Raw genomic sequence first — 8,404 nt, 5'->3', positions numbered from 1 at the left:
GGCCCCCCCCACCCCCATCAACCCGCGAAACGATCCGTCGCCCGCACCAGCGCGTCGACATTCTCCGCTTCGAACGCGGAGTGGCCCGAGGCCGGGCTGATCTCCAGGGTCGATTTCGGCCACGCCTTGTGCAGCTCCCACGCGCTCTGCAGCGGGCAGACCACGTCGTAGCGGCCGTGCACGATCACGCCGGGGATATCGGCGATGCGATGCGCGTCGCGCAGCAGCTGTTCTTCCACCTCGAAGAAGCCACCGTTGACGAAGTAGTGGTTCTCGATGCGGGCGAAGGCCAACGCGAACTGCGGGTCCTGATGGCTGTTCACGAAGTCGTCGTCCACGTGCAGGAAGCTGGTCGCGCCTTCCCACACGCTCCACGCCTTGGCCGCGGCCAGGCGGGTGGCTTCATCGTCGCTGGTCAGGCGGCGGTGGAAGGCCGAGATCAGGTCGTGGCGCTCCACGGCCGGGATCGGCTTGAGGTAGTGCTCCCACGCATCCGGGAACAGGCGGTTGGCGCCTTCCTGGTAGAACCACTCCAGCTCCCAGCGGCGCAGCATGAAGATGCCGCGCAGCACCAGCTCGGTCACGCGCTGCGGGTGGGTCTGCGCGTAGGCCAGCGCCAGGGTCGAGCCCCAGCTGCCGCCGAACACCTGCCAGCGATCCACCTTGAGGTGCTCGCGCAGCGTCTCGATGTCCGCGACCAGGTCCCAGGTGGTGTTGTCCACCAGGTCCGCGTGCGGCGTGGAACGGCCGGCACCGCGCTGGTCGAACAGGATGATCCGGTACTTGGCCGGGTCATGGAACTGGCGCATTTTGTCGCTGCAACCGCCGCCCGGGCCACCGTGCAGCATCACCACCGGCTTGCCGTCGGGATTGCCGCACTGCTCGAAGTACAGCGTGTGGCGGTCATCGACCTTCAGGGTGCCGACGTCGTAAGGGGTGATGGCGGGATACAGCGTACGCATGACAGGAACTCCATGTGGAATGACAGTCGCCGCATCACGCTGCGCGGCGGCCCGGTGGACAGGTCATTCTAGCCTCGGCCTCGCCGCAGGGCCGGCACGCGGTTACGCGGGCAGACAGCCCAGGCTCACCCGGTCGCGCTGTTCCAGATCACGTTCGGTGGCGACCGACTGGAAACCGGCCTGCTGCAATAGGGTGCGGATCGCCTCACCCTGGTCCCAGCCGTGCTCGATCAGCAACCAGCCGCCGGGCCGCAGGTGCGCTGCCGCACCGTCGATGATCTGGCGGATGTCGTCCAGCCCATCAAGGCCGGAGGCCAGCGCGGTGGCCGGTTCGAAGCGCAGGTCGCCCTGGGCCAGGTGCGGGTCGTCGCTGGCGATGTACGGTGGATTGGTGGCGATCAGATCGAAGCGCTCGCCTGCCAGCGGTGCGTACCACGCGCCCTGCCGGAAGCGGACGTTGCCCAGTGCGTGGCGCTGCGCGTTGCGCGAGGCGACCGCCAGGGCCGCCGCGCTGAGGTCGGTTGCGACCACCTGCGCCTGCGGGCGTTCGCTGGCCAGCGCCAGCGCGATCGCGCCACTGCCGGTGCCGAGGTCGGCGACCCGCAAGGCGGTAGCTTCGGGCAACCGTGTCAGCGCCAGCTCGACCAGCAGTTCGGTCTCCGGGCGCGGGATCAGGGTGGCCGGGTTGACCTCCAGATCCAGCGTCCAGAAGCCGCGGCGGCCCAGCAGGTACGCCACCGGCTCACCGGCCAGGCGTTTGGCCAGCAGCGCCTCGAACGCCGCCACCTCCGCCGGCTCGACCGGATCGGTGGCATGCGCGAACAGCCAGCTGCGCTCGCGTTCCAGCACCTGCAGCAACAGCAGTTCCGCTTCGTGCCGGCCTTCCACGCCGGGCAGGCGGGTGGCGGCATCGGCGAGCAACTGGCGGACATGTGGCGGGGTGGCGGTCATGGCGGGACGGAGCAACATCGGGGCGCGCAGTGTAGTGCACCGCCCCCTGCGCCCCGGTTACGCGTGACGGCCGTCCGCGACCGGCAGCATGATTGAATCAAGGCATGGCAACTCACATATTCATGCATCTGCACTATCGATTTCCGGCTGACATCGGGCCGTATCGACACTGCGTTGCCTGCGATCGTTCAGCTTTCCCTCGCAACGGATATGCAGAAGCTATTGCACTGATCACACGTCCCGGCGCTCTGGGCATTGTGCTGCAACGTTTCTGACAGATCTGGCCATCACCATTCATCGCAGGATCAGGCCATTTTGATAGTCTATGACTATCGTATAGATGCAATCAATGGATTGTCCTTATGGGAATGGAGCCGCTAACCTGTGTTGGTCGCTTCACCCACCCCCTTCACCAAGAGGAACAACGATGTCGCTCATCAACACCCAGATCCAGCCGTTCGAAGCCAACGCCTACCAGAATGGCGAGTTCATCAAGGTCTCCGACAGCACCCTGAAGGGTCACTGGTCCGTGCTGATCTTCATGCCGGCCGCGTTCACCTTCAATTGCCCGACCGAGATTGAAGACGCCGCCGATCATTACGCCGAGTTCCAGAAGGCCGGCGCCGAGGTCTACATCGTCACCACCGACACGCACTTCTCGCACAAGGTGTGGCACGAAACCTCGCCGGCCGTCGGCAAGGCCCAGTTCCCGCTGGTCGGCGATCCGACCCACCAGCTGACCAACGCCTTCGGCGTGCACATTCCGGAAGAAGGCCTGGCCCTGCGCGGCACCTTCATCATCAACCCGGAAGGCGTGATCAAGACCCTGGAGATCCACTCCAACGAGATCGCCCGTGACGTCTCCGAGACCCTGCGCAAGCTGAAGGCTGCCCAGTTCACCGCCGCCAACCCGAACCAGGTGTGCCCGGCGAAGTGGAAGGAAGGCGAAAAGACCCTGACCCCGTCGCTGGACCTGGTCGGCAAGATCTAAGCCGCTCCTCATCCCCATCCCCGCCCGCCGGGGATGGGGGTGAACCCAAGCCGGTGCCCCACGCGCCGGTTTCGGTTCACCCCCATGTCGCGCAGATGCACCCGCGGGGTGCGTCGACGCTGCCCCCTTGCCTGATTCAAGGAGTTTTTCGATGTTGGATGCCAACCTCCAGTCCCAGCTGAAGACCTATCTGGAACGTGTCACCCGTCCGATCCAGATCACGGCGCACGTGGATGACGGCGCCAAGTCGCAGGAGATGCTCGAGCTGCTGAACACGCTGACCACGCTCTCCACGCAGATCAGCCTGGACGTGCGTCGCGACAGCAACGCGCGCACGCCCTCCTTCGCATTGACCACGCCGGGCCAGGACATCCATCTGGTGTTCGCGGGCCTGCCGATGGGCCATGAGTTCACCTCGCTGGTGCTGGCGCTGCTGCAGGTCGGTGGTCACCCGTCCAAGGCCACCGCCGAGCTGATCGAGCAGGTGCGCAATCTGGAGGGCGAGTACCGCTTCGAAACCTATTTCTCGCTGTCCTGCCAGAACTGCCCGGACGTGGTCCAGGCACTGAACCTGGCGGCGGTGTTGAACCCGCGTATCCAGCACGTGGCGATCGATGGCGGCCTGTTCCCGGCCGAGGTCGAAGCACGCCAGATCATGTCCGTGCCGACCGTGTACCTCAACGGCGAGGTGTTCGATCAAGGCCGCATGACGCTGGAGCAGATCGTGGCCAAGCTCGACACCGGCGCTGGCAAGCGCGATGCCGAAAAGCTGAGCGCCAAGGCCCCGTTCGATGTGCTGGTGGTGGGCGGTGGTCCAGCCGGTGCAGCCGCGGCGATCTATGCCGCACGCAAGGGCATCCGCACCGGTGTTGCCGCTGAACGTTTCGGTGGCCAGGTGCTGGATACGATGGCGATCGAGAACTTCATTTCCGTCAAGGAAACCGAAGGTCCGAAGCTGGCCGCGGCGCTGGAACAGCATGTGCGCGAGTACGACGTGGACATCATGAACCTGCAGCGCGCCACCGCGCTGGTGCCCGCCGGCGATGACGGCCTGGTCGAGATCAAACTGGAGAACGGCGCGTCGCTGAAGTCGCGCTCGGTCATCTTGTCCACCGGTGCACGCTGGCGCCAGATGAACGTGCCCGGCGAAGATCAGTACCGCAACAAGGGCGTGGCGTACTGCCCGCATTGCGACGGTCCGTTGTTCAAGGGCAAGCGCGTGGCGGTGATCGGCGGTGGCAACTCCGGCGTGGAAGCGGCGATCGATCTGGCGGGTCTTGTGACGCATGTGACCCTTCTGGAATTTGATGACAAACTGCGGGCCGATGAAGTACTGCAGAAGAAGCTGCGCAGTCTGGGCAACGTCACCATCATCACCAGCGCCCTGACCCAGGAAGTGCTGGGCGATGGCCAGAAAGTGACGGGCCTGGTCTACCAGGACCGCGTCGGTGGCGATTCGCACCGGGTGGAACTGGAAGGCATCTTCGTGCAGATCGGTCTTCTGCCGAATACCGAATGGTTGAAGGACACGGTGGCCCTGTCACCGCGTGGCGAGATCCTGATCGACGACCGCGGCCAGACCAGCGTGCCGGGTGTCTTCGCCGCAGGCGATTGCACGACCGTTCCGTACAAGCAGATCGTCATCGCGATGGGCGCCGGTTCCACTGCGGCACTGAGCGCCTTTGATCACCTGATCCGTACCTCCGTTCCCAAGAGCAGCGGCGCTGTCGCCGAAGCTGCCTGAAACGTCCGGTTCCCGGTTCGCCGGGAACCTTGTCTGTCTGCTGGGTAAGCCACGCCATCACCCGGTCCATTACCGTTAGAGGTCCAAGGAAATGAACCTACGTGATTTGAAGTATCTGGTGGCGCTGGCCGACCACCGCCATTTCGGCAAGGCGGCCGCCGCCTGCTTCGTCAGCCAACCCACCCTGTCCACCCAGATCCGAAAGCTCGAGGACGAGCTGGGGTTGCCGCTGGTGGAGCGCGCTCCGCGCAAGGTCATGCTCACCCCGGCCGGGGTGGAAGCCGCCGCGCGTGCCCGCACCATCGTGGCCGAGGTGGAGCAGATGAAAGAAGCCGCGCGGCGCAGTCGCGATCCGGAAGCCGGCACGGTGCGGCTGGGGATCTTCCCCACGCTGGGGCCGTACCTGCTGCCGCATGTGATCCCCAACATCCGCGAACGCTTCCCGCAACTGGAACTGCTGCTGGTCGAGGAAAAAAGCGACGAGCTGCTGACCCGCCTGCGCGAGGGCAAGCTGGATGCCGCCCTGTTGGCACTGCCGCTGGATGATGACCAGCTGCACGCCGAGTTCCTGTTCGAAGAGCCCTTCCTGCTGGCGGTCTCCCAGCAGCACCCGCTGGCGCGCCGCCAGCATCTGGATGTGCAGGAACTGTCCTCGCAGAAGCTGTTGCTGCTCGAAGACGGGCACTGCCTGCGCGACCAGGCGCTGGCGGTCTGCCGGTTGTTCGGTGCCAACGAAAAATCGGAGTTCCGCGCGACCAGCCTGGAAACGCTGCGGCAGATGGTGGCCGCCGATGTGGGCATCACCCTGCTGCCGACGCTCTCGGTCAAGCCGCCGGTGCCGCGCTCGGACAACATCCGCCTCCTGGATTTCAGTGGCGATGACCGTCCCAGCCGCCGCATCGCGATGGCCTGGCGCCGCAGTTCGGCGATGACCGGCTTCCTGGAGCAACTGGCCCAGCAGTTCAAACGGCTGCCGCAGGGCCTGTTCGCACTGGAGTCGACCGATGTCCCGGCGGTCGCGGCCATGCCGCTTCCACGCGCCGGCTGAGCCTGGCTGAACCGGCCGGCGGGGCCGATACGCCGGACGGGTCGCATCCGTCTACGATTGTCAGCACAATAGAACGAGGCGGTGCCAGCAGGCGCCGCCTTTTTGCATGGGTCTTCCACAAACGCAAGGAGCTACACCATGTCCACTTCCAGCGGACTGCCCCCTTCGATCATTGTTTCAAGCCACGACATGGACCGCCTGGATGCCATGCTCGAGTCTCCCGCCGTCAGCCAGACCCCCGCCGGGATCGCCCTGGCCGAGGAACTCAACCGCGCGACCGTTGTGGCGCCGGACCAGGTTCCCGAGGGCACCGTCATGATGCATTCGCGCGTAGAGTGCGAAGATGAGCTGCAGAACGAAAAGCATGTTCTGACGCTGGTCTATCCGCGTGAAGCCGATGTTGAACAGGGCAAGGTATCGATCCTGGCACCGGTGGGCACCGCCCTGCTCGGCCTGTCGATCGGCCAGACCATGGATTGGGTGGCACCGGGCGGGCGCAAGCTGCGCCTGCGGGTGACCGCCGTCCATCACCAGCCCCACGCCTGACCCTGCCTGCTGCGATCCGCGCAGGTTCCACCGTTTCGTCCCAGGAGTTGCAATGAGCACCGTTTCGCTGTCCAAACTCTCCCAGCTGCGTGATCTGTCCGTGGTGGTTGCCGATACCGGCGACTACGAGGCGATCAAGCGCTTGAAGCCGGTCGACTGCACGACCAACCCCACCCTGGTGAAGAAAGCGCTGGACCTGCCGGTGTATGCCGATCTCATCGAGAGCGCGCTGGCCTGGGGCCGCGAGCAGGCGGGTGAGCGCGAGACCATCGTGCACGCGGTAGCCGATCGGCTGACCGTGGGCGTGGGCACCCTGCTCAGCACGCTGGTGCCGGGCCGGGTCTCGACCGAGGTCGATGCCGACCAGGCGCATGACACCGCGGCCACGGTGGCCAAGGCGCGCCAGTTCATCGCCATGTACGACGCGGCCGGCGTGCCGCGCAGCAAGGTGCTGATCAAGATCGCGGCAACCTGGGAAGGCGTGGAAGCGGCGCGCCAGCTGCAGGCCGAAGGGATCGACTGCAATCTGACGCTGATCTTCAATCCGACCCAGGCCTTGGCCTGCAGCGAGGCCGGGGCGTTCCTGATTTCGCCGTTCGTGGGCCGCATCCTGGATTGGTACGTGGCCAACGGCCAGGCACCGGCCAGCATCGATGACGACCCGGGCGTGGTGTTCGTGCGCGGCGTGTATGCCGAGTTCAAGCGCCGCGGTTCGCCGACGGTGGTGATGGGCGCGTCGTTCCGTTCGACGGCGCAGATCGAGGCGCTGGCAGGCTGCGATCGCCTGACGATTTCGCCGGATCTGCTGGAGAAGCTGGACGCCGATCATGGCGAGCTGCCGCGCAGGCTGGTGGCCGGTGCGGCCGAGTCTGTACAGGTGACGCCGATCGATGGGGCGCGGTTTGCGGCGGATCTGGCGGCCGATCCGATGGCAACGGAGAAGCTGGCGAGCGGTATCGATGCGTTCGCCAAGGATCTGGAGGCGTTGCGGCAGACGATCCGCGAGCGGTTGTAAGCGCTGGCGGTTGGATGGCTGCACGACAAGAGGCCCCGCTCATGCGGGGTCTTTTGTTTGGAACTGCAGGAGCCGACCGTTGGTCGGCTCTGGGGTATCAGGCATCCACGCCGATGGGGCAGCTGACGCCGGTACCACCAATGCCGCAGTAGCCGTTGGGGTTCTTGGCGAGGTACTGCTGGTGGTAGTCCTCGGCGTAGTAGTACTCGGGCGCGGGGAAGGCGATATCGGTGGTGATGGGGCCGTAGCCGCTGTCGTTGAGGCGCTGCTGGTAGGCGTCGCGGCTGGTCAGGGCGGCGTCGTGCTGGGCCTGGCTGGTGGCGTGGATCGCGGAGCGGTACTGGGTGCCGGTGTCGTTGCCCTGGCGCATGCCCTGGGTGGGGTCGTGGCTTTCCCAGAAGACCTGGAGGAGGCGCTCGAGGGGGACGATGGCGGGGTCGTAGACGACCTCGACGATTTCGGTGTGCCCGGTCAGGCCGGAGCAGACTTCTTCGTAGGTGGGGTTCGGGGTGACGCCGCCGGCGTAGCCGACCGAGGTCGAGTAGACGCCGGGGATGGTCCAGAATTTGCGCTCCGCGCCCCAGAAACAGCCCATGGCGAAACGGATCCGCTCCAGGCCGGTGAAGCTGTCTTTCAGCGGGTGGCTGTTGACGTAATGCTGGTTGTGCAGCAGCGGCAGGGGCTGGTCGCGGCCCGGCAACGCTTCTTCCGGGCGCGGCAGGCGCTGCTTGAAGGCGCCGATGCCCAACACACCGTTTCCAATACCCAACATGGCGTTCTCCTAGGCCGGCAACAGGCCGGCGCTTTCGTCTCCGTCGAATATGGGGTCGTCCGGGGCCGCGCCCAAGTCCAGTTGGGCGACGATGTCTTCCGCTTCGGGACGGGCCAGATCGGGGACGCACACGCGCAGGACGCCGAACAGCGGGAGCTCGCCCATGCCGCCCAACAGCGATTCACCGAAGACGAAAGCGGGGATGCCGGCGTCCTCCAGGGCGTGTTTGACCAGATGGGCGTCGAACAGGTTGTCGGCCTGGTAGATCACGTGCATGGGTGGGCTCCGGAGGGCATGGGCCCAGCATACGCCCGGGGACTGAAGGCGTCCCGACCCGCGGCGGTCATCTTCCAGGTGCAGCCGGATCCCGTAGTG

At 65.8% G+C, this 8,404-nt stretch carries 9 protein-coding genes; 5 read left to right on the top strand and 4 right to left on the bottom strand.

From position 1 onward, the window contains the following. Positions 1 to 17: 17 nt before the first annotated feature. Positions 18 to 962: a prolyl aminopeptidase gene (gene pip, locus ACE026_RS03640; RefSeq protein ID WP_179460820.1), complete on the bottom strand. Its 945-nt coding sequence runs from the start codon at positions 960 to 962 to the stop codon at positions 18 to 20. A 102-nt stretch (positions 963 to 1,064) separates the two neighbouring features. Further along, positions 1,065 to 1,913, bottom strand: coding sequence for a peptide chain release factor N(5)-glutamine methyltransferase (gene prmC, locus ACE026_RS03635; protein ID WP_486037994.1), 849 nt, complete (start codon positions 1,911 to 1,913; stop codon positions 1,065 to 1,067). Between the two features lie 427 nt (positions 1,914 to 2,340). Here prmC and ahpC point away from each other — a divergent pair, with 427 nt between their 5' ends. From ahpC to ACE026_RS03610, 5 genes are all read left to right on the top strand, one after another. After that, positions 2,341 to 2,904 (top strand): alkyl hydroperoxide reductase subunit C, encoded by a 564-nt coding sequence (gene ahpC, locus ACE026_RS03630; protein ID WP_121044636.1) that lies wholly within the window; start codon positions 2,341 to 2,343, stop codon positions 2,902 to 2,904. A 151-nt stretch (positions 2,905 to 3,055) separates the two neighbouring features. Further along, the gene (gene ahpF / locus ACE026_RS03625; RefSeq protein WP_486037905.1) at positions 3,056 to 4,648 is read left to right on the top strand and encodes an alkyl hydroperoxide reductase subunit F; all 1,593 of its coding nucleotides are present in this window, start codon (positions 3,056 to 3,058) and stop codon (positions 4,646 to 4,648) included. A gap of 91 nt (positions 4,649 to 4,739) precedes the next feature. Next, positions 4,740 to 5,696, top strand: a complete 957-nt coding sequence (gene oxyR / locus ACE026_RS03620) for a DNA-binding transcriptional regulator OxyR (protein ID WP_486037903.1) — start codon at positions 4,740 to 4,742, stop codon at positions 5,694 to 5,696. Between the two features lie 138 nt (positions 5,697 to 5,834). Beyond that, the gene (gene rnk / locus ACE026_RS03615; RefSeq protein ID WP_019182413.1) at positions 5,835 to 6,242 is read left to right on the top strand and encodes a nucleoside diphosphate kinase regulator; all 408 of its coding nucleotides are present in this window, start codon (positions 5,835 to 5,837) and stop codon (positions 6,240 to 6,242) included. 52 nt (positions 6,243 to 6,294) lie between these two features. Further along, the gene (locus ACE026_RS03610) at positions 6,295 to 7,257 is read left to right on the top strand and encodes a transaldolase (RefSeq protein ID WP_486037901.1); all 963 of its coding nucleotides are present in this window, start codon (positions 6,295 to 6,297) and stop codon (positions 7,255 to 7,257) included. A 97-nt stretch (positions 7,258 to 7,354) separates the two neighbouring features. On the opposite strand, the gene msrA is transcribed toward ACE026_RS03610, so the two are convergent. Further along, positions 7,355 to 8,008: a peptide-methionine (S)-S-oxide reductase MsrA gene (gene msrA / locus ACE026_RS03605; RefSeq protein ID WP_486037992.1), complete on the bottom strand. Its 654-nt coding sequence runs from the start codon at positions 8,006 to 8,008 to the stop codon at positions 7,355 to 7,357. Positions 8,009 to 8,038: 30 nt separating this feature from the next. Next, positions 8,039 to 8,305 (bottom strand): putative signal transducing protein, encoded by a 267-nt coding sequence (locus ACE026_RS03600; protein ID WP_102789560.1) that lies wholly within the window; start codon positions 8,303 to 8,305, stop codon positions 8,039 to 8,041. Positions 8,306 to 8,404 lie beyond the last annotated feature (99 nt).

This window comes from Stenotrophomonas sp. AGC87, from assembly GCF_057333975.1.
The sequence above is the reverse complement of the archived record's forward strand: the minus strand, read 5'-3'. Positions and strand labels throughout refer to the sequence as shown.